The sequence below is a fragment of the Kluyvera ascorbata genome (genome assembly GCF_023195735.1).
GTDB lineage: Bacteria > Pseudomonadota > Gammaproteobacteria > Enterobacterales > Enterobacteriaceae > Kluyvera > Kluyvera ascorbata.
Window position 1 is genome coordinate 1,045,050 of record NZ_CP096201.1, and the last position, 19,549, is coordinate 1,064,598.

A 19,549-nucleotide genomic window follows, 5' to 3' on the forward strand; every position below is an offset into this window, starting at 1 on the left:
AATGACAACGTTTATTCAACTGCATTTACTGACCGCTTATCCGGCAGCCAACTTGAACCGTGACGATACCGGCGCGCCGAAAACGGTCGTACTCGGTGGTGCCACGCGCCTGCGCGTTTCTTCGCAAAGCCTGAAGCGTGCATGGCGGACGTCCGAACTTTTTGAGCAAGCGCTTGCCGGGAATATCGGTATACGCAGCGGGCGCATTGCGCGCGAGGCGGCGAATATCCTGATTGAAAAAGGCATTGATCCGAAAAAAGCGGTCGAATGGGTAGAGGGGATCGCAAATTGCTTTGGCAAAGTAAAAGCAGATAAGAAAGCAAAAGATGTCCTGACTAACGCTGAAACCGAGCAACTGGTGCATATTAGCCCCGCCGAATTTGAAGCGGTAAAAACGCTGGCGTACCGTTTGGCAGAAGAAAAACGTGCGCCGAAAGAGGATGAACTGGCACTGCTGCGTAAAGATCGCATGGCCGTCGATATTGCGATGTTTGGCCGTATGCTGGCCAACAAACCGGAGTTCAATATTGAAGCTGCTTGTCAGGTTGCGCATGCCTTTGGCGTCAGTGAAACGATCGTTGAAGACGATTTCTTTACTGCCGTCGACGATTTACGTGCTTCTTCAGATGATGCGGGCGCAGGTCACCTGGGGGAAACCGGATTTGGCTCGGCACTGTTTTATACCTATATCTGCATCGACAAAGATCTGCTGCTGAAAAACCTGAATGGCAATGAAGAGCTGGTGAACAAAACGCTGCGTGCATTCGCCGAAGCGGCGCTGAAAGTCTCGCCAACCGGCAAACAAAACAGCTTTGCCAGCCGCGCTTACGCCTCCTGGGCGCTGGCGGAAACAGGGACCGATCAACCACGCTCACTGGCGGCGGCATTTTATAATCCGATCAACGGCACTAACCAACTGGATGTGGCGGTAAAACGCATTACCGAGCTGCGTGAAAAGATGAAAGAAGTCTATGGCGAGCAAACTCAATTTTGCCACTTTGACGTGATGCAGCAGCAGGGAACGATGAAAGACGTCCTGGACTTTATCTGCGCGTAAGGGGCGGCTATGAGCCAATATTTGGTTTTTCAGCTTCATGGGCCAATGGCCTCCTGGGGCGTCGATGCGCCCGGCGAAGTGCGCCATAGCCATGAGCTGCCTTCGCGTTCGGCATTACTGGGGCTGCTCGCGGCAGCGCTCGGTATTCGTCGTGATGAAGAAGCGCGTCTGAACGATTTTAATCGTCATTACTCTTTTTTGCTGTGTGCCAGTGAGGAACCGCGCTGGGCGCGGGATTATCACACGGTGCAGATGCCAAAAGAGGTGCGCAAAGCGCGTTATTTTAGCCGTCGGGAAGAGTTGCAGGATTCTGAGTTGCTCAGCGCGTTGATTTCCAGGCGCGACTACTACACCGATGCCTGGTGGATGGTCGGCGTTGCGATGACGCCGAATGCGCCTTATACGCTGGAGCAACTCCAGGAGGCATTACAACATCCGGTATTTCCTCTATATCTGGGGCGAAAAAGCCATCCGCTGGGGTTGCCGCTTGCACCGTTATTTCTGGAAGGAAGTGCGCCGGATGTCCTGCGCGCTGCCTATCGTCAGTATGCGGATAAATTCAATCAGCTCAAACTTCCTTTGGCGAAATTACAGAGTGAATGCTGGTGGGAAGGGGAACACGACGGCTTAACCGCGAATAAAATTCTGCGCCGCCGTGACAGGCCGTTGAGTCGCCAGCAATGGTTGTTTGGCGAACGTACCGTGAATCAAGGGCCGTGGCTCAGCAAGGAGGAACCGTGTACCTCTCAAGAATAACGTTGTATACCGCTCAGCTTTCGCCTTCACAGCTGCTTCATCTGGTGGATCGTGGTGAGTACGTCATGCATCAGTGGCTGTGGGAACTTTTTCCCGGCGGCAAGGAGCGACAGTTTCTTTATCGTCGCGAGGAGTTACAGGGGGCCTTTCGCTTTTTTGTTTTGTCGCAGGAACAGCCAGCAGAAAGTGCGCTTTTCGACGTGCAGTGCCGCGCGTTTAGCCCTGCGCTAAGCGTGGGGCAGACGTTGCGATTTAACCTGCGTGCGAATCCGACCATTTGCAAAGCAGGTAAGCGCCATGACTTGCTGATGGAAGCAAAGCGCCAGGCCAAAGCGCAGAGGGATAGCCAGGATATTTGGCTCCAGCAGCAGCAGGCGGCGCTGGCGTGGCTGTCTCGTCAGGGGGATCAACATGGATTCTCTCTGCGTGAGGTGAGTGTTGATGCCTATCGACAGCAGCAGATACGACGCGAGAAAGCTCGGCAGATGATCCAGTTCAGCAGTGTGGATTATAGCGGCGTGCTGGTGGTCAACGATCCTGAGCGATTCCTGCAACGACTGGCGGCGGGATACGGTAAAAGCCGGGCGTTTGGCTGCGGGATGATGATGATCAAACCGGGAGACAGTGAGTGACGTTTGTCCCGCTAAGCCCGATCCCCTTAAAAGATCGTACCTCAATGATCTTCCTCCAGTACGGTCAGGTGGACGTACTGGACGGTGCGTTTGTGTTGATCGACAAAACCGGAGTCCGCACGCATATTCCGGTTGGTTCGGTCGCCTGCATTATGCTGGAGCCGGGGACTCGAGTTTCGCACGCGGCGGTGCGTTTAGCGTCTACGGTCGGTACGCTTCTGGTCTGGGTAGGGGAAGCAGGCGTCCGGGTTTACGCTTCTGGTCAACCCGGAGGCGCTCGAGCGGACAAGCTGCTGTATCAGGCAAAGCTGGCGCTGAATGATGATTTACGTCTGAAAGTGGTGCGCAAAATGTATGAACTACGTTTTCGCGAACCACCGCCAGCTCGTCGCTCTGTTGAACAACTGCGTGGTATTGAAGGTTCTCGTGTGCGCCAGACGTATGCGTTGCTGGCGAAACAATATGGCGTGAAGTGGTACGGTCGCAACTATGATCCTAAAGACTGGGAAAAAGGCGATGTCGTCAATCGGTGTATTAGCGCCGCGACATCGTGCCTTTATGGTATTTCAGAAGCGGCTATTCTGGCAGCTGGCTATGCTCCTGCGATTGGTTTTATTCACAGCGGTAAACCGCTTTCTTTTGTTTATGACATAGCCGATATCATTAAATTTGACTCAGTCGTACCAAAGGCATTTGAAATTGCTGCCCGTCATCCTGCAGAGCCAGATAAAGAGGTGCGGCTAGCCTGCCGCGACATATTCCGCAGTACGAAGTTGACCGGCAAACTGATCCCTCTGATTGAGGAAGTCCTTGCCGCCGGTGAAATTGATCCCCCGCAGCCCGCGCCAGATATGTTGCCACCTGCAATACCGGAGCCTGAATTATTAGGCGACGGCGGTCATCGAGGGCGTAGTGGATGAGTATGGTTGTTGTGGTAACGGAAAACGTTCCGCCGCGTCTACGAGGGCGTCTGGCTATCTGGTTGCTGGAAATCCGTGCAGGTGTTTATGTAGGTGATACCTCAAAGCGAATTCGGGAAATGATTTGGCAACAAGTCATGCAATTGGGCGGAGTGGGAAATGTTGTGATGGCCTGGGCGACAAATACGGAGTCCGGTTTTGAGTTTCAAACCTGGGGTGACAATCGACGTACTCCGGTAGATTTGGATGGAATCAGACTGGTGTCTTTTCTTCCTGTTGATAATCAATAGGTTGAGTGTTCTTTAATAAATTGGAATTGTTGCTGATAAGTTGGTAGGTTGTTTCTTGGTAAAAAATGTAATAGAAAACAGTTATATACGTTTAGAGTGTTCCCCGCGCCAGCGGGGATAAACCGTTGCTGAAGCTGGGAAAACGAGGACAGACGATGTGTTCCCCGCGCCAGCGGGGATAAACCGGAAACCGTTCACGGCGAGTCCAACTGATGCTGGTGTTCCCCGCGCCAGCGGGGATAAACCGATTAATACACGTAGTGAAAGTTTAGAGTGTACGTGTTCCCCGCGCCAGCGGGGATAAACCGGAGTTCTGCTTGTCGATTTGCTTTTGATTGAGGTGTTCCCCGCGCCAGCGGGGATAAACCGCTGGTACGTAATGACCTGCTGGCAGCGGTGGGGTGTTCCCCGCGCCAGCGGGGATAAACCGAGTATTATCGACCTGAGCCAGTTACCACCGCCGTGTTCCCCGCGCCAGCGGGGATAAACCGGCATGAGCAGGACTTGACGCGCCAGCAGCAAGCGTGTTCCCCGCGCCAGCGGGGATAAACCGGCATGAGCAGGACTTGACGCGCCAGCAGCAAGCGTGTTCCCCGCGCCAGCGGGGATAAACCGCCAGCAGAGTCAGAGTCGGAAGTTGATGACGTGTGTTCCCCGCGCCAGCGGAGATAAACCGCAGAACGCCGAGGGCTTGAGTTCAACGTGGGCGTGTTCCCCGCGCCAGCGGGGATAAACCGTCATCATAGTATCGTATGAAAAATTGATATCCGTGTTCCCCGCGCCAGCGGGGATAAACCGGCTATAAGCATCCACGGGAATTTAATAAATAAGTGTTCCCCGCGCCAGCGGGGATAAACCGTCTTTAATCGTGACCAGTTCGTGGGACTTCAGGTGTTCCCCGCGCCAGCGGGGATAAACCGCCTGCAAATGACGAAACAACGACCTGAAGCACGTGTTCCCCGCGCCAGCGGGGATAAACCGCCATACAACAATTCGTCCTCAAGGTAGACATGGTGTTCCCCGCGCCAGCGGGGATAAACCAGGACGCAGCACGACGCGAACTGGCCCGACTGCGTGTTCCCCGCGCCAGCGGGGATAAACCGGCGGGTGTTCAGGCGCTGATTAGCTCCACCGAGTGTTCCCCGCGCCAGCGGGGATAAACCGTTCTCAAAAGACGATGCGGCAGCGGGATGGCAGTGTTCCCCGCGCCAGCGGGGATAAACCGGCTAAATTTGGACTGACTGATACCGCGGTCAAGTGTTCCCCGCGCCAGCGGGGATAAACCGCTGCTTTCCAAAGAAATTGGCAACGGCAATCGGTGTTCCCCGCGCCAGTGGGGATAAACCTGATCTGGATAATCTGGAAAGTTTAAGAAACCAGTGTTCCTCGCGCTCAGCGGGGATAATGCCGTTAACAGCGGAGTGCCCCCAGGGTGTAATGCGAAAAAGGTCAAGCAGGGCGCCTGACCTTGATAGTATCAGCTGCGCGCCTTCGCCAGCTCGCGCATCAGCGGCATCATCACCCGTACTACTTCACGGCTGCGGCGCTCAATACGCCCTGGCAGCGCTTTATCGAGATACTGTTGATTATCGATATGGGCGTTGTGCCAACTGGTGCCATCAGGGAAGCTCGCGCTCTTCGCCCGCTGCTGGTAGCCATCTTTTTTACCGAGTGACCAGTTCGTTGCCTCAACGGACAGCACCGGAATTCCGGCTTTATCGAAAATCTCGGCGTCGTTGCAGCAGCCGGTTCCTTGCGGATACTCCGCATTCAGGCCGGGGTTGGTTGCCGCCGCAATACCGCGGCTGTGGGCAATGGCCAGCGCGCGGTCGCGGGTCAGTTTACGAACCGACGCGGGGGTTTTTACGCCGCTGTTGAAATAGATTTTATCGCCGACCACCAGGTTATCGAGGTTGATAACCAGCAGGGTGTTTTTCTTCTCCGCGCTGCTCATGCGCTTCAATAAATTTTCCGCGCCGAGCTTACCTTCTTCTTCACCGCTGGTAGCGATAAAGCGAATGCCATATTGCGTCGGAATACCTTTAAAGCGTTCTGCCAGTTCCAGCATCACGCCGAGGCCCAGCGCGTTATCGTCAATGCCTTGAAGCGTCAGGCCGCCGAGGTTTTTCTCCACGTCGCTATCGCTGTGCGGAGCATAGGTGTCCAGATGCGCCATCACAATAATCTGCTGAGGTGATTTCCCTTCATGCGCCGCGATGACCGTGCTGCCGACAACGTTATGCCAGTTTTTACGGTTATCTTTGGTGGTGTAGATATAACGGCTATTAAAGGTGCGGATATCGCTCTGATAACCCATCTGCGCAAACTGCTGGCGAATATAGTCGGCAGAGAGCATTTCAGCTGGCGTACCGGTAATACGACCCGGGAAATAGGTGGCGATATAGCGAGCTTGCGTATTAGCGATGGTTCCCAGAGGCGCGGTGGCTGCCTGTGCGGGAAGGAGGGTGCAAACGCCGAGCGCCAGGGCTGCCATGCAGTGGCGCAGTGCGGAGAACATAGGAAGTCCTTACAACAGTGCAAAAAAATAGACGCACCTAGTATGAAACTGTGAGGGGCATTACACAATTTCAAAACCTCCTAAATGCCGGAAATTGCGGGCGTTAAGCACTTTTTGATATTTGCTTTTTCAGTTCGTTATTCCTTTGAGTAACAACTCATTCCTTTTCGTAATTTCATTTGGTCTGAACCACCCCCTATAGTCCCTCTATTGCTGATTGTTAGCGAGTTGTAGCACGACACCCGCCACCACAAAAAATAAGCATCGACGACACGACACAATCAGACCCAACACAACAGACGTGCAATGAATCAGGCTTAAGGAACGGTTATGGACCAAAAACGACTTACTCACCTACGGCAACTGGAGGCGGAAAGCATCCATATCATCCGTGAGGTGGCCGCCGAATTTGCAAATCCGGTGATGATGTATTCCATCGGCAAAGATTCCAGCGTAATGCTGCACCTGGCGCGCAAAGCGTTTTATCCTGGCACGCTGCCGTTCCCGCTGCTGCACGTTGATACCGGCTGGAAATTCCGTGAAATGTATGAATTCCGTGACCGTACCGCCAAGGCCTACGGCTGCGAGCTGCTGGTGCATAAAAACCCGGAAGGGGTGGCGATGGGGATTAGCCCGTTCGTACACGGCAGCGCTAAGCATACCGATATCATGAAAACGGAAGGGCTGAAGCAGGCGCTGAACAAATACGGCTTTGATGCCGCATTCGGCGGCGCGCGCCGTGACGAAGAGAAGTCTCGTGCCAAAGAGCGTATTTACTCCTTCCGCGACCGCTTCCATCGTTGGGACCCAAAAAACCAGCGTCCGGAGCTGTGGCACAACTACAACGGCCAGATTAACAAAGGCGAAAGCATCCGCGTCTTCCCGCTCTCCAACTGGACTGAGCTGGATATCTGGCAGTACATCTACCTGGAAAATATCGAGATCGTTCCGCTGTACCTGGCCGCCGAGCGCCCGGTGCTGGAGCGCGATGGTATGCTGATGATGATCGATGACGACCGTATCGATCTCCAGCCGGGTGAAGTGATTAAAAAACGGATGGTGCGCTTCCGTACCCTGGGATGCTGGCCGCTGACCGGCGCGGTAGAGTCCGACGCGCAGACGCTGCCGGAAATTATCGAAGAGATGCTGGTCTCGACCACCAGTGAACGTCAGGGCCGCATGATTGACCGCGACCAGGCCGGCTCCATGGAGCTTAAAAAACGTCAGGGTTATTTCTAAGGAGCCGCCATGAACACCACTATTGCACAACAAATCGCTGATGAAGGCGGCGTTGAAGCGTATCTGCACGCTCAGCAGCATAAAAGCCTGCTGCGCTTCCTGACCTGCGGCAGCGTGGATGACGGCAAAAGTACGCTGATTGGCCGACTGCTGCACGACACTCGCCAGATTTATGAAGACCAGCTTTCGTCACTGCACAACGACAGCAAACGTCATGGCACCCAGGGTGAAAAACTCGACCTGGCGCTGCTGGTGGACGGCCTGCAGGCCGAGCGCGAGCAGGGCATCACCATCGACGTGGCTTACCGCTACTTCTCCACCGAGAAGCGCAAATTTATTATTGCCGACACCCCGGGGCACGAGCAGTACACCCGCAACATGGCGACCGGTGCGTCAACCTGTGACCTGGCGATCCTGCTGATCGACGCCCGTAAAGGCGTGCTCGATCAAACTCGTCGCCACAGCTTTATCTCGACGCTGCTTGGGATCAAACACCTGGTGGTGGCTATCAACAAAATGGATCTTGTTGATTACAGCGAAGAGACGTTTAACCGCATTCGTGAAGAGTACCTGACCTTCGCTGAACAGCTGCCGGGGAACCTGGATATTCGCTTCGTACCGCTGTCTGCGCTGGAAGGCGATAACGTCGCCAGCAGCAGCGACAACATTGCCTGGTACAGCGGCCCGACGCTGCTGGAAGTACTGGAAACCGTGGAGATCCGCCGTACGGTGGACACGCAGCCAATGCGCTTCCCGGTGCAGTATGTTAACCGTCCGAACCTCGATTTTCGTGGTTTTTCAGGCACCGTTGCCTCGGGCAGCGTGAAGGTCGGCCAGCGCGTTAAGGTGCTGCCATCAGGCGTGGAGTCCAGCATTGCCCGTATCGTGACCTTTGACGGCGACCTGCCGGAAGCGTTTGCCGGTGAAGCGGTTACGCTGGTACTGAAAGATGAAATTGATATCAGCCGTGGTGACCTGCTGTTGGATGCGCAGGATGCCCTGCCATCGGTGCAGCGTGCGGCTGTCGATGTGGTGTGGATGGCCGAGCAGCCGCTGGCGGCAGGGCAGAGCTACGACATCAAAGTTGCTGGTAAGAAAACCCGCGCTCGTGTAGATGGCATTCAGTACCAGGTAGATATTAATAACCTGACCCAGCGTGAAGTGGATGCGCTGCCGCTGAACGGTATTGGTCTTGTGGATCTCACTTTTGATGAGCCGCTGGTGCTCGACAAATATCAGGAGAACCCGGTGACCGGCGGCCTTATTTTCATCGACCGGTTAACTAACGTTACCGTGGGGGCGGGGATGGTGCGCGAGCCGAACACCGAAGCAACCGCAGTGGCTTCAGAATTCAGCGCCTTTGAGCTGGAGCTGAATGCGCTGGTGCGCAAACACTTCCCACACTGGGGTGCGCGCGATTTGCTGGGAGGAAAATAATGGCTCAGCATGACGAAAACGTCGTCTGGCACGCCCATCCCATCACCGCGCAGCAGCGCGAGCAACTCCACGGTCATCGTGGGGTTGTGCTGTGGTTCACCGGGCTTTCGGGCTCGGGGAAATCCACCGTAGCCGGCGCGCTGGAAGAGGCGCTGCATGAGCTTGGCGTCAGCACCTATCTGCTGGATGGTGACAATGTGCGTCATGGCCTGTGCAGCGATTTAGGCTTTACCGATGCAGACCGTAAGGAAAATATTCGTCGTGTTGGTGAAGTGGCGAAGCTAATGGTCGATGCCGGGCTGGTGGTATTGACCGCGTTTATCTCGCCGCACCGCGCAGAACGTCAAATGGTACGCGAACGCGTGGGCGATGACCGTTTCTTTGAGGTGTTTGTCGACACGTCGCTGGCGACCTGCGAGGCGCGCGATCCGAAGGGGCTGTACAAAAAAGCACGGGCCGGTGAACTGCGTAATTTTACCGGAATTGATTCATCGTATGAATCTCCCGAGCGGCCTGCTGTCCGCCTTGATGGTGAACAATTAGTAACAAATTTGGTTGCGCAATTATTAGATCTACTCAAGCAGAGCGATATTATCAGATCCTGAAAACGTGCCGGAGTTTGTTGGCTCCGGCCTAACAGGATTATTTATGCGCAATACTCAGAACATCAACGTGGCCCAATCAGAGTCACTCGCCCCTAGCTATGATGAAACCACATGGTCTTTGTCAGGGGCTTTTGTCGGCTTTGTAGCGTGGTTGATGGCACTGGGTATTCCCTACCTGCATTACGGCAATAACACGCTGTTCTTCTTTTTGTACACCTGGCCATTCTTCCTCGCCCTCATGCCTGTTGCGGTCGTTATTGGTGTTGCCTTTCACTCATTAGTAAAAGGCAAACTAGGCTACACAATTGTTGCAACTCTGCTGACGGTCGCTGCTCTGTGCGGTTTGTTATTCATGTGGCTGATGAGTTAATGCTTCTTCATTAGCGATTATCCGCACCTTAGACCATGACAATACGTGTCTCTGTGCCGCTGAAATATGGTAAATTTCCAGCGATATGCGGTATCGCCTGCGGCCGGAGTGGAGAATGACGGTAAGTTATGGGATGATAGGGCCGTTTTTCAGGGGGCAGGATGGGTAAATTAACGCTGCTATTACTGGCTTTGCTGGTCTGGCTACAATATTCGTTGTGGTTCGGAAAAAATGGTCTGCATGACTTCAGTAAAGTTCGTGATGATGTGACCGTACAACAGTCAACCAACGCAAAATTAAAAGCGCGCAACGATCAGCTCTTCGCCGAAATTGATGACCTCAACGGCGGCCAGGAAGCGATCGAGGAACGCGCACGTAACGAACTCAGCATGACCCGTCCGGGCGAAACTTTCTATCGTCTGGTTCCGGATGCGTCTAAACGCACTCAGGGCGCGGGGCAAGCGCAAACTAATCGATAATCAGTCCCAGGATGACGACATGGCCGTAACTTTTCCGGGCGTATGCGCCGTGGTGCCGGCAGCCGGATTTGGCCGCCGCATGCAAACGGACTGCCCAAAGCAATATCTCTCAATCGGTAACAAAACGATTCTGGAACACTCGGTGGATGCGCTACTGGCTAATGCCCGCGTCCAGCGGGTGATTATCGCGGTCTCCGCCGGAGACGAACGCTTCCAACAAACCTCCCTTGCACAACATCCGCAGATAACCGTCGTCGAAGGCGGTGTCGAACGTGCCGATTCCGTTCTGGCAGGTCTGCGGGTGATTGATGACGCCGAATGGGTACTGGTGCACGATGCGGCGCGTCCGTGCCTGCATCAGGATGACCTCACTCGACTACTTAGCCTCAGCGACACCAGCCGCGTTGGGGGCATTCTGGCTGCGCCGGTGCGCGATACTATGAAGCGTGCGGAGCCCGGTAAAGCGGCGATTGCGCACACGGTCGATCGTAACGATTTGTGGCACGCGCTGACCCCGCAATTTTTCCCTCGTGAACTGCTGCTGGAGTGTTTAACCCGGGCGTTGAACGAAGGGGCGTCGATTACCGACGAAGCATCGGCACTAGAATATTGTGGCTTTCATCCTGAGTTGATTGCTGGACGTGCTGATAATATTAAGGTTACTCGCCCGGAAGATCTGGCGCTTGCCGAATTTTACCTCACCCGCTTGGGTTGACCTGGAGAAGACATAATGCGCATTGGACACGGATTTGACGTACACGCGTTTGGCGGTGTTGGCCCGATTATTATCGGCGGCGTACGTATCCCTTATGAAAAAGGGCTGCTGGCGCACTCCGACGGCGACGTGGCGTTGCATGCGCTGACCGACGCCCTGCTGGGCGCAGCAGCGCTGGGCGATATCGGCAAACTGTTCCCGGATACCGACCCTGCATTTAAAGGGGCGGACAGCCGTGCATTGCTGCGCGAAGCCTGGAAACGCGTGCAGGCCAAGGGCTACACGCTGGGCAACGTCGATGTGACGATTATTGCTCAGGCGCCGAAAATGCTGCCGCACATCCCGCAGATGCGCGTGTTTATTGCCGAAGACCTCGGCTGCCATATGGACGACGTAAACGTCAAAGCGACCACCACCGAAAAACTCGGCTTTACCGGGCGTGGTGAAGGCATTGCCTGCGAAGCGGTCGCGCTGTTGCATAAGGCGAAACCATGATTCAGTTTGATGCACTCACCTACCTGCACGGAAAACCGCAGGGAACCGGGCTGCTGAAGGCCAACCCGGAAGATTTTCTGGTGGTCGAAGATTTAGGCTTTGAGCCAGATGGCGAAGGCGAACATATTCTGGTGCGTATTCAGAAAAATGGCTGCAATACCCGATTTGTTGCCGACGCGCTGGCAAAATTCCTTAAAATACATGCCCGCGAAGTGAGCTTTGCCGGGCAAAAAGATAAACACGCGGTGACCGAACAGTGGCTGTGCGCGCGCGTGCCGGGCAATGCGATGCCGGATCTCAGCCAGTTCCAGTTGGAAGGCTGTCAGGTGCTGGAATACGCGCGGCACAAGCGTAAACTGCGTTTAGGCGCGCTGAAGGGCAACCAGTTCACGCTGGTGCTGCGTGAAGTTAAAGACCGCGAGGACGTTGAAGCGCGTCTGCAGGCGATCGCCGAGCGCGGCGTGCCGAACTATTTTGGCGCTCAGCGCTTTGGCATTGGCGGCAGCAACCTGCTTGGCGCGCTGCGCTGGGCCGAGAGCGGTGCGCCGGTGCGCGATCGTAATAAACGCAGTTTTTGGTTGTCGGCGGCGCGCAGCGCGTTGTTTAATCAGATTGTGAGTGAGCGCCTAAAAAAACCGGACTTTAATCAAGTTGTTGACGGTGATGCGCTACAATTATCGGGGCGTGGCAGCTGGTTTGTTGCCACCGACGACGAGCTTGCGGTGCTGCAGGCCCGCGTTGACGCGCGTGAACTGATGATTACCGCCGCGCTGCCAGGCAGCGGCGATTGGGGCACGCAGCGAACCGCCCTGGAGTTTGAACAAACGACGCTGGCTGAGGAGACCGCGCTGCAGTCATTGCTGTTGCGTGAAAAGGTTGAAGCCGCACGTCGCGCTCAACTGCTCTATCCGCAGCAGTTCAGTTGGAACTGGTGGGACGACGTCACCGTCGAACTGCGTTTCTGGCTGCCGGCGGGAAGTTTCGCGACCAGCGTGGTAAGGGAACTTATCAATACAACAGGTGATTATGCGAATATTGCTGAGTAACGATGACGGGATCCATGCGCCAGGCATTCAGACGCTGGCCAGAGCCTTACGGGAGTTTGCCGAGGTTCAGGTAGTTGCACCCGATCGTAACCGCAGCGGTGCGTCGAATTCGCTGACGCTTGAGTCCTCGCTTCGTACCTTCACTTTCGATAACGGCGACATCGCCGTCCAGATGGGCACGCCAACGGACTGTGTCTATCTGGGTGTTAATGCGCTGATGCGTCCGCGCCCGGATATCGTGGTTTCTGGCATTAACGCCGGTCCCAATCTGGGCGACGACGTTATCTATTCCGGCACGGTGGCGGCCGCGATGGAAGGCCGTCACTTAGGCTTTCCTGCGCTGGCGGTCTCATTAAACGGTCATCAGCATTACGACACCGCCGCCGCCGTTACCTGCTCTCTGCTGCGCGCCTTAGCGCGCGAGCCGCTGCGCACCGGGCGCATTCTGAACGTTAACGTTCCCGATTTGCCGCTCGACCAAATCAAAGGCATTCGCGTCACGCGCTGTGGCAGCCGCCACCCGGCGGATAAAGTCATCCCGCAGCAGGATCCACGCGGCAATACGCTCTACTGGATTGGCCCGCCGGGTGACAAATGTGACGCTGGCCCGGACACCGACTTTGCTGCCGTGGATGCGGGCTACGTCTCCGTCACGCCGCTACACGTCGATCTCACTGCCCATAGCGCAAATGAGGTCGTCAACGACTGGCTTGAGCAAGCGAGGGTTGATGCGCAATGGTAGTCAGTAAACGCATCCAGAGCCTGTTGAACCAGCTACGCCAGCTTGGCATTCATGACGAGCGGGTGCTGGAAGCCATGGCGCAGGTGCCGCGCGAAAAATTTATTGATGAAGCGTTTGAACACAGTGCGTGGGATAACGTGGCGCTGCCGATAGGGCAGGGGCAGACCATTTCGCAGCCGTATATGGTGGCGCGAATGACGGAGTTGCTGGAGTTGACCCCTGATTCAAGGGTGCTGGAAATTGGCACTGGCTCGGGGTATCAAACGGCAATCCTCGCACATCTGGTGCATCATGTCTGTTCCGTTGAGCGTATAAAAAGTCTGCAATGGCACGCGCGTCGTCGCCTGAAACAGCTTGATTTACACAATGTATCTACCCGTCACGGCGATGGCTGGCAGGGGTGGCAAGCGCGCGCCCCGTTTGATGCCATTATTGTCACGGCGGCTCCGCTGGAGATTCCGACTGCGCTGATGTCGCAGCTCGACGAAGGCGGTATTCTCGTTTTACCCGTGGGCGATGATCAGCAGTACCTGAAGCGCGTTCATCGGCGGGGAGACGAATTCATTATCGATACCGTAGAGGCCGTTCGCTTCGTTCCCCTGGTGAAAGGGGAACTGGCCTGAGACCCGGATTATTCTGAGGTTTTTTGGCCTTATTCAGCGTATGGTGAACACGTTTTCCAGTGTTCAGCACGTGCGTTGCGCGGTATTCAGTCACTGGCAGTTAACCTATTCCTGGGGGATAAATGAGCGCGGGAAGCCCTAAATTTACCGTTAATCGTATTGTGGCATTATCACTGGCTTCACTTTGGCTGGCCGGTTGTACTTCATCGAATAATGCACCAGCGCCAGTCAGCTCCGTGAACAGTAACGGTTCCAGCAGCACGAGTTCCGGCATGTTGATTACGCCGCCGCCGAAAATGGGCAGCACGGCGCAGTCTACTCCTCAGATTCAGCCGGTACAGCCGGTACAAACGCAGCCCGTTCAGACCCAGCCGCGCGTCGCTCAGCCCGTTGCTGAACAGCCGGTGCAGATGGAAAACGGCCATATCGTCTACAACCGTAAATACGGTGATATTCCAAAAGGCAGCTACGCAGGTGGCAGCACCTATACGGTGAAGCACGGCGATACGCTGTTCTACATTGCCTGGGTTACCGGCAATGACTTCCGTGACCTTGCCCAGCGCAACAACGTCGCCGCGCCATATGCGCTGAACGTCGGTCAGGTGCTGCAGGTTGGAAATGCTTCCGGTCAGCCAATTACCGGCAATAACCCGGTTGCGATAGCCAGTTCACAGTCCAGCAATGGAAGTTCCGGATTAGTCTCAAAACCTGCACAAAATTCAACCGCGGTTGTTGCGTCGACTCCGACAATTACGTATTCTGAGGATTCAGGTGAACAAAGTGCTAACAAAATGTTGCCTAACAACAAGCCTGCGACGAGCACCGTCACAGCGCCTGTAACGGCACCAACTGCGAGCACGACCGTACCGACTGCCAGCAGTACTTCAACCAGTTCGCCAATCTCTTCATGGCGCTGGCCAACTGACGGCAAGATTATCGAAAACTTTAGCGGCACCGACGGTGGCAACAAAGGTATCGATATTGCGGGCAGTAAAGGACAGGCAATCGTCGCAACCGCCTATGGGCGCGTCGTCTATGCCGGTAACGCACTGCGCGGTTACGGTAATCTTATTATCATCAAACACAACGATGATTACCTGAGTGCCTACGCTCATAACGATACAATGCTGGTCCGGGAACAACAGGACGTAAAAGCGGGGCAGAAAATCGCTACCATGGGTAGCACCGGAACCAGTTCAACACGTTTGCATTTTGAAATTCGTTACAAGGGGAAATCCGTCAACCCGCTGCAGTATTTACCGCAGCGATAATTCGGCAAAGTACTTCACATGAACGCTTTCAGGCGACGCTGGCCGCTGCTGGAGCCGCCTGAAAAGTGACATGATAAGGTGCATTGCCTGGGGATCACGGGTAGGAGTCACCTTAATGAGTCAGAATACGCTGAAAGTTCATGATTTAAATGAAGACGCGGAATTTGATGAGAATGGAGTAGAGGTTTTCGATGAGAAAGCCTTGAGTGAAGAGGAACCCAGTGACAACGAACTCGCGGAAGAAGAGCTCTTATCGCAGGGTGCCACTCAACGTGTACTCGACGCGACTCAGCTTTACTTAGGCGAGATCGGCTATTCTCCGTTATTGACCGCTGAAGAAGAAGTCTATTTTGCTCGTCGTGCTCTGCGTGGCGATGTTGCCTCACGCCGTCGGATGATTGAGAGTAACCTCCGTCTGGTCGTGAAAATTGCCCGCCGTTACGGCAATCGTGGTCTGGCGCTGCTGGATCTTATCGAAGAGGGCAATCTGGGGCTGATTCGTGCCGTAGAAAAGTTCGACCCAGAACGTGGGTTCCGTTTTTCAACCTACGCCACCTGGTGGATCCGTCAGACCATTGAACGGGCTATCATGAACCAAACCCGTACTATTCGTCTGCCAATCCATATTGTTAAAGAGCTGAACGTTTATCTGCGTACCGCGCGTGAACTGTCGCACAAGCTGGATCACGAACCGAGTGCGGAAGAAATTGCCGAACAGCTTGATAAACCGGTTGATGACGTAAGCCGTATGCTTCGTCTCAACGAACGCATCACCTCAGTTGATACGCCGCTGGGCGGGGACTCTGAGAAAGCACTGCTCGACATCCTGGCCGATGAAAATGAAAACGGTCCGGAAGACACCACGCAGGACGATGACATGAAGCAAAGCATCGTGAAATGGCTGTTCGAACTGAACGCCAAACAACGAGAAGTGCTGGCGCGTCGTTTTGGTCTGTTGGGGTATGAAGCAGCGACGCTGGAAGATGTTGGTCGCGAGATTGGCCTGACCCGCGAGCGCGTGCGTCAGATTCAGGTTGAAGGTCTGCGTCGTCTGCGTGAAATTCTGCAGACTCAGGGGCTGAATATCGAAGCGCTGTTCCGCGAGTAATACGGTTTTGTTCAAAGAGGTCAGCCGCGAGGCTGGCCTTTTTCTTTGCCTTTTTTCCGAACTATTCCATCATCTTACGCACCAGATGCGTAAACTGATCCTGCTCCTCGGGCGTTAAACGCTGCAAAAATTCGTTGTCCACGCGGTTCCCCACCGGCTGGCTGGCTGCCAGCAAGGCTTCGCCTTCTTCGGTCAAAAAGACAAATCGACGACGCTTATCGTCGGGGTCCTGCTCGCGTCTGACTAATCCTTTAATTTCCATCCTGCTGAGCATCTCGGCGAGCGTCGCCTTGGTGCTGACTGCCACGCTGGTCAACGCCACCTGTTCAATACCCGGGCTTTCGGCGATGGAGCGCATCACCGCATACTGCGGCTTGGTCAGCTCGGGCAATTCATGCTGCCAGCGTGAAGTATGCTGTTGAAAAAGATGGCGAAGCAGGTGGAATGCTTCGTTTTTGATTTCCATGATGACTCTCCGGCAGTGTGCGCGTCTCTATGATAGCCGTTTCAGGCACGTTGAACAAAATGAACAAAAAATGCGTGCGTATACGAACAATCTTGTCAGCGTCATGTAATAGGAGTAAGTTAACTCATATTGTTCGTACACGAACGAAATTGAGGTGAGCAATGAGACTGATTATTGGCATGACCGGCGCCACCGGGGCACCGTTAGGTGTTGCACTGCTCCAGGCACTACGCGATATGCCGGAGGTGGAAACTCACCTGGTCATGTCGAAATGGGCGAAAACTACCATCGAACTGGAAACGCCGTGGAGCGCGCGCGACGTCGCGGCAATGGCCGACTTTAGCCACAGCCCGGCGGACCAGGCGGCCACCATTTCCTCCGGTTCTTTCCAGACCGACGGCATGATTATTATTCCGTGCAGCATGAAAACGCTGGCCGGTATCCGCGCAGGCTACGCCGACGGACTGGTAGGGCGCGCCGCCGACGTGGTGATGAAAGAAGGGCGCAAGCTCGTGCTGGTGCCGCGTGAAATGCCGCTCAGCACTATCCATCTGGAAAACATGCTGGCGCTCTCCCACATGGGCGTGGCGATGGTGCCGCCTATGCCGGCGTTCTACAACCACCCGGAAACGGTCGACGACATCGTTCAACACGTGGTCACGCGAGTGCTCGATCAGTTCGGCCTCAAATACGATAAAGCGCGCCGCTGGCAGGGTTTACCGGCGACGAAACAATTATCACAGGAGAATGCATAATGGCTTTTGATGACTTACGCGGTTTTTTGCAGGCGCTGGAAGACCAGGGTCAACTGCTGAAAATCAGTGAAGAGGTAAACGCCGAGCCGGATCTGGCGGCCGCGGCCAATGCGACAGGCCGTATTGGCGACGGTGCGCCAGCCGTATGGTTCGATAACATCCGTGGCTTCACCGATGCTCGCGTGGTGATGAACACCATCGGCTCCTGGCAGAACCATGCCATTTCGATGGGCCTGCCGATGAATACGCCGGTCAAAAAACAGATTGATGAGTTTATTCGCCGCTGGGATAAATTCCCGATTGCTCCGGAACGCCGCGCGAACCCGGCATGGGCGGAAAACACCGTCGATGGTGACGACATTAACCTGTTCGACATCCTGCCGCTGTTCCGCCTGAACGACGGCGACGGCGGTTTCTATCTCGATAAAGCGTGCGTGGTTTCCCGCGACCCGCTGGACCCGGACAACTTCGGCAAGCAGAACGTCGGTATCTACCGTATGGAAGTGAAGGGCAAGCGTAAGCTTGGCCTGCAGCCGGTGCCAATGCACGATATCGCGCTGCACCTGCATAAAGCGGAAGAGCGTGGTGAAGACCTGCCGATTGCTATCACCCTGGGTAACGACCCGGTGATTACCCTGATGGGCGCCACGCCGCTGAAATACGATCAGTCAGAATACGAGATGGCCGGTGCGCTGCGCGAAAGCCCGTATCCTATTGCCACTGCACCGCTCACCGGTTTTGATGTGCCGTGGGGCTCTGAGGTGATCATTGAAGGGGTTATCGAAGGCCGTAAGCGTGAAATCGAAGGCCCGTTTGGCGAGTTCACCGGACACTATTCCGGCGGCCGTAATATGACGGTGGTCCGTATCGATAAAGTTTCTTATCGCACCAAGCCTATTTTTGAGTCTCTCTATCTCGGTATGCCGTGGACTGAAATTGACTACCTGATGGGCCCAGCCACCTGCGTACCGCTGTATCAGCAGTTGAAAGCGGAGTTCCCGGAAGTGCAGGCGGTTAACGCCATGTACACCCACGGCCTGCTGGCCATTATCTCCACCAAAAAACGCTACGGCGGTTTTGCCCGCGCGGTTGGGCTGCGTGCGATGACCACGCCGCATGGTCTGGGCTATGTGAAGATGGTGATTATGGTTGATGAAGACGTCGACCCGTTCAACCTGCCACAGGTGATGTGGGCGCTGTCGTCGAAGGTTAATCCGGCGGGGGATCTGGTACAGTTGCCAAACATGTCGGTGCTGGAACTCGACCCAGGTTCAAGCCCGGCGGGGATTACCGACAAACTGATTATCGACGCTACCACACCGGTTGCGCCGGACAACCGTGGTCACTACAGCCAGCCGGTACAGGATTTGCCTGAAACCAAAGCCTGGGCTGAGAAACTGACCGCTATGCTGGCTAACCGTAAGTAAGGAGGAAAAGATGATTTGTCCACGTTGCGCCGATGAACATATTGAAGTAATGGCGAAATCGCCGGTAAAAGATGTCTGGACCGTGTACCAGTGCCAGCATTGCCTGTACACCTGGCGCGATACCGAACCGCTACGCCGCACCAGCCGTGAACATTATCCAGAAGCGTTCCGCATGACGCAGAAAGATATTGATGACGCGCCGATGGTGCCAAGCATTCCGCCGCTGCTGGCGGAAGATAAGCGTTAATGTACTCAACAGCGATGGGGATTCACCTCGTCGCTGTTGCCTGTTTTTTTATGGGGAACACTGCCCATATACTGTGATCTGGTCTTATTTCTGCGACGCTCAATATTTCAAAGTATGTAAATATAGACATGATTTTAAAAACAGTATTGACACCGTGTGGTAAATGCGTAAATTGAGTTTTAACAGCACAATAAAAGTAAGTGTTTATTCAGAAGTACTGGGGTTAGCCATTTTGTAATAAGGCCACGAAGTTTGTAGTTTGGGATGCAGTATGTTTTAAGGCCTCGCAGTAATTGTGCTGGAAAGCAAAATGGTAGAGTATGCGCGACGATGTAACGCCTTGTTTTAAAT

At 54.8% G+C, this 19,549-nt stretch carries 22 protein-coding genes and 1 CRISPR repeat array; of the genes, 20 read left to right on the forward strand and 2 right to left on the reverse strand.

What is annotated here, in order from left to right; genetic code table 11:
• Nucleotide 1: 1 nt before the first annotated feature.
• The 5 genes from cas7e to cas2e are packed head-to-tail and all read left to right on the forward strand — an operon-like array spanning nucleotide 2 to nucleotide 3,655.
• Entirely contained in the window at nucleotides 2-1,057 is a 1,056-nt protein-coding gene (gene cas7e / locus MY052_RS04990; RefSeq protein ID WP_202217284.1) for a type I-E CRISPR-associated protein Cas7/Cse4/CasC, read from the forward strand.
• Nucleotides 1,058-1,066: 9 nt separating this feature from the next.
• A complete protein-coding gene (gene cas5e / locus MY052_RS04995; RefSeq protein ID WP_202217285.1) occupies nucleotides 1,067-1,813 on the forward strand; it encodes a type I-E CRISPR-associated protein Cas5/CasD in 747 nt (248 codons plus the stop codon).
• The gene (cas6e, locus tag MY052_RS05000) at nucleotides 1,795-2,445 is read left to right on the forward strand and encodes a type I-E CRISPR-associated protein Cas6/Cse3/CasE (RefSeq protein ID WP_202217286.1); all 651 of its coding nucleotides are present in this window, start codon (nucleotides 1,795-1,797) and stop codon (nucleotides 2,443-2,445) included. The genes cas5e and cas6e overlap by 19 nt, the downstream gene beginning before the upstream one ends.
• Nucleotides 2,442-3,365, forward strand: a complete 924-nt coding sequence (gene cas1e / locus MY052_RS05005; protein WP_202217287.1) for a type I-E CRISPR-associated endonuclease Cas1e — start codon at nucleotides 2,442-2,444, stop codon at nucleotides 3,363-3,365. Before cas6e ends, cas1e begins: the two co-directional genes overlap by 4 nt.
• Nucleotides 3,362-3,655 (forward strand): type I-E CRISPR-associated endoribonuclease Cas2e, encoded by a 294-nt coding sequence (gene cas2e, locus MY052_RS05010; protein ID WP_248538310.1) that lies wholly within the window; start codon nucleotides 3,362-3,364, stop codon nucleotides 3,653-3,655. Before cas1e ends, cas2e begins: the two co-directional genes overlap by 4 nt.
• Nucleotides 3,656-3,751: 96 nt before the next feature.
• Nucleotides 3,752-5,002: a CRISPR direct-repeat array (repeat unit 29 nt; unit sequence GTGTTCCCCGCGCCAGCGGGGATAAACCG).
• Between the two features lie 130 nt (nucleotides 5,003-5,132).
• On the opposite strand, the gene MY052_RS05015 is transcribed toward cas2e, so the two are convergent.
• Nucleotides 5,133-6,173 carry an aminopeptidase gene (locus MY052_RS05015; protein ID WP_123650591.1) on the reverse strand — a complete coding sequence of 347 codons (1,041 nt, stop codon included), beginning with the start codon at nucleotides 6,171-6,173 and terminating at the stop codon, nucleotides 5,133-5,135.
• Between the two features lie 330 nt (nucleotides 6,174-6,503).
• Here MY052_RS05015 and cysD point away from each other — a divergent pair, with 330 nt between their 5' ends.
• The 12 genes from cysD to rpoS all read left to right on the forward strand — a co-directional run bounded on the left by cysD (nucleotide 6,504) and on the right by rpoS (nucleotide 16,303).
• The gene (cysD, locus tag MY052_RS05020) at nucleotides 6,504-7,412 is read left to right on the forward strand and encodes a sulfate adenylyltransferase subunit CysD (protein ID WP_035892866.1); all 909 of its coding nucleotides are present in this window, start codon (nucleotides 6,504-6,506) and stop codon (nucleotides 7,410-7,412) included.
• 9 nt (nucleotides 7,413-7,421) lie between these two features.
• Nucleotides 7,422-8,849 (forward strand): sulfate adenylyltransferase subunit CysN, encoded by a 1,428-nt coding sequence (cysN, locus tag MY052_RS05025; RefSeq protein WP_202217289.1) that lies wholly within the window; start codon nucleotides 7,422-7,424, stop codon nucleotides 8,847-8,849.
• Nucleotides 8,849-9,454 (forward strand): adenylyl-sulfate kinase, encoded by a 606-nt coding sequence (gene cysC, locus MY052_RS05030; protein WP_248538311.1) that lies wholly within the window; start codon nucleotides 8,849-8,851, stop codon nucleotides 9,452-9,454. Before cysN ends, cysC begins: the two co-directional genes overlap by 1 nt.
• A 43-nt stretch (nucleotides 9,455-9,497) precedes the next feature.
• On the forward strand, nucleotides 9,498-9,824 hold the full coding sequence (locus tag MY052_RS05035) for a DUF3561 family protein (RefSeq protein ID WP_035892872.1): 327 nt from the start codon (nucleotides 9,498-9,500) through the stop codon (nucleotides 9,822-9,824).
• Nucleotides 9,825-9,985: 161 nt separating this feature from the next.
• Entirely contained in the window at nucleotides 9,986-10,303 is a 318-nt protein-coding gene (gene ftsB, locus MY052_RS05040) for a cell division protein FtsB (protein WP_035892874.1), read from the forward strand.
• Between the two features lie 19 nt (nucleotides 10,304-10,322).
• A complete protein-coding gene (gene ispD, locus MY052_RS05045; protein WP_035892876.1) occupies nucleotides 10,323-11,018 on the forward strand; it encodes a 2-C-methyl-D-erythritol 4-phosphate cytidylyltransferase in 696 nt (231 codons plus the stop codon).
• Between the two features lie 15 nt (nucleotides 11,019-11,033).
• Nucleotides 11,034-11,513 (forward strand): 2-C-methyl-D-erythritol 2,4-cyclodiphosphate synthase, encoded by a 480-nt coding sequence (gene ispF, locus MY052_RS05050; protein ID WP_035892877.1) that lies wholly within the window; start codon nucleotides 11,034-11,036, stop codon nucleotides 11,511-11,513.
• The gene (gene truD, locus MY052_RS05055; protein ID WP_248538312.1) at nucleotides 11,510-12,559 is read left to right on the forward strand and encodes a tRNA pseudouridine(13) synthase TruD; all 1,050 of its coding nucleotides are present in this window, start codon (nucleotides 11,510-11,512) and stop codon (nucleotides 12,557-12,559) included. Before ispF ends, truD begins: the two co-directional genes overlap by 4 nt.
• Nucleotides 12,540-13,301: a 5'/3'-nucleotidase SurE gene (gene surE, locus MY052_RS05060; RefSeq protein WP_035892880.1), complete on the forward strand. Its 762-nt coding sequence runs from the start codon at nucleotides 12,540-12,542 to the stop codon at nucleotides 13,299-13,301. Before truD ends, surE begins: the two co-directional genes overlap by 20 nt.
• Entirely contained in the window at nucleotides 13,295-13,924 is a 630-nt protein-coding gene (locus tag MY052_RS05065; protein WP_248538313.1) for a protein-L-isoaspartate(D-aspartate) O-methyltransferase, read from the forward strand. The genes surE and MY052_RS05065 overlap by 7 nt, the downstream gene beginning before the upstream one ends.
• A 122-nt stretch (nucleotides 13,925-14,046) precedes the next feature.
• Entirely contained in the window at nucleotides 14,047-15,195 is a 1,149-nt protein-coding gene (nlpD, locus tag MY052_RS05075; protein ID WP_420828630.1) for a murein hydrolase activator NlpD, read from the forward strand.
• 115 nt (nucleotides 15,196-15,310) lie between these two features.
• Nucleotides 15,311-16,303, forward strand: coding sequence for an RNA polymerase sigma factor RpoS (rpoS, locus tag MY052_RS05080; protein ID WP_035892885.1), 993 nt, complete (start codon nucleotides 15,311-15,313; stop codon nucleotides 16,301-16,303).
• Between the two features lie 61 nt (nucleotides 16,304-16,364).
• Here the strand turns inward: rpoS and MY052_RS05085 are convergent, their stop codons facing one another.
• Nucleotides 16,365-16,769, reverse strand: coding sequence for a MarR family winged helix-turn-helix transcriptional regulator (locus MY052_RS05085; protein ID WP_035892887.1), 405 nt, complete (start codon nucleotides 16,767-16,769; stop codon nucleotides 16,365-16,367).
• 161 nt (nucleotides 16,770-16,930) lie between these two features.
• Here MY052_RS05085 and MY052_RS05090 point away from each other — a divergent pair, with 161 nt between their 5' ends.
• The 3 genes from MY052_RS05090 to MY052_RS05100 are packed head-to-tail and all read left to right on the forward strand — an operon-like array spanning nucleotide 16,931 to nucleotide 19,198.
• Complete coding sequence (locus MY052_RS05090) at nucleotides 16,931-17,524, forward strand: non-oxidative hydroxyarylic acid decarboxylases subunit B (protein ID WP_202217292.1); 594 nt, start codon at nucleotides 16,931-16,933, stop codon at nucleotides 17,522-17,524.
• Entirely contained in the window at nucleotides 17,524-18,951 is a 1,428-nt protein-coding gene (locus MY052_RS05095; protein WP_035892890.1) for a non-oxidative hydroxyarylic acid decarboxylases subunit C, read from the forward strand. The genes MY052_RS05090 and MY052_RS05095 overlap by 1 nt, the downstream gene beginning before the upstream one ends.
• Nucleotides 18,952-18,961: 10 nt before the next feature.
• Entirely contained in the window at nucleotides 18,962-19,198 is a 237-nt protein-coding gene (locus tag MY052_RS05100; protein WP_035892892.1) for a non-oxidative hydroxyarylic acid decarboxylases subunit D, read from the forward strand.
• The last annotated feature ends 351 nt before the right edge of the window (nucleotides 19,199-19,549 follow it).